This window comes from Frischella japonica (assembly GCF_014489845.1).
GTDB lineage: Bacteria > Pseudomonadota > Gammaproteobacteria > Enterobacterales > Orbaceae > Frischella > Frischella japonica.
The window spans coordinates 1-933 of the sequence record NZ_JABURY010000033.1; the positions used below are offsets into that span (position 1 = coordinate 1).

Sequence of the window (933 nt, forward strand, 5' to 3'; positions counted from 1 at the left end):
TTAATTTATTAGCAGTGTTTTTCTCTAACTTATTCCCCCCAGTTTGCAAGACCTTAGGAACTCTACCTGAAGCACCAGCACTAGGCGGAACTAGTAGGGGTAATTCTTCTGCATCAATTCAATTTCCATTTAGCAATTGGTATAGAACAATTAAAAATTCCCATTTATCTTCTTATTTTCATATTGTTGTATATATACATCTATAGGGTATGCTGTTCCCAACTCATATATTTTTCCACTATCTTTATCTATTATAAATGGACAATTACCGATTAATTGTGTTGAAAAATCACCAGTTTCTAAAAACTCTCTGGATTGGAAACAAAAAAGCCATCCTTCAGAAAATCTGTCAATTACAGTGATTTCTACAGGAATATCGTATTCAGCTAAATAATTTTTAGCTTTATTTAACGCTTCAATAAAAGTAATCATCAATTAGTCCTTAAAAATTTGAAAGATTTGAATTTGCTCATATCCGCAACTTTACCTGTTTGACCATCTAAGAAACGTATTTTCCCATTTTGATTTACAACATTAAAAACATGCCCTGGTTGCCCTGGTCCATAGGAACCGAATACAATACCCCTTGCACCAGTTCCAGCTTTTGACATTTGCTCAATAATATTATTAGGACCACTGACATTTTGAAATTTTGTCCCATATTGTTTTTCTAATACGGATATTGAGACTCCATTTTTTGAATTAATTGGTAAAGCGGATGAGGGATTACCACCCAATGTTGCATCAGTAGCTATGGCACAATTAACACAATTATGAGTTCTACCTTCAGTAGGGTAACCAGGATTTACATCACGTATAGAACCTGCCGTATCATTAAGAATAGAACTCGTCTCCACCTTTTCAGCAACATTATTCCAATTAACCTCATCTAATTCAACCGTGACTGTATCAATTTTATAATGTACTTTTGTT

2 protein-coding genes are annotated in these 933 nt (G+C 33.7%); both read right to left on the reverse strand.

The window, feature by feature from the left end:
* Positions 1 to 150: 150 nt before the first annotated feature.
* Positions 151 to 432 carry a YrhB domain-containing protein gene (locus FcAc13_RS12040; protein WP_187756470.1) on the reverse strand — a complete coding sequence of 94 codons (282 nt, stop codon included), beginning with the start codon at positions 430 to 432 and terminating at the stop codon, positions 151 to 153.
* The coding region (locus FcAc13_RS12045; RefSeq protein WP_220680170.1) for a toxin glutamine deamidase domain-containing protein at positions 432 to 933 on the reverse strand (502 nt) is incomplete at its 5' end. The genes FcAc13_RS12045 and FcAc13_RS12040, both read right to left, overlap by 1 nt.

Excerpts from the sequence above, each read along its gene's own strand:
- FcAc13_RS12040 (WP_187756470.1), bottom strand. The coding sequence starts at position 432 with ATGATTACTTTTATTGAAGCGTTAAATAAAGCTAAAAATTATTTAGCT.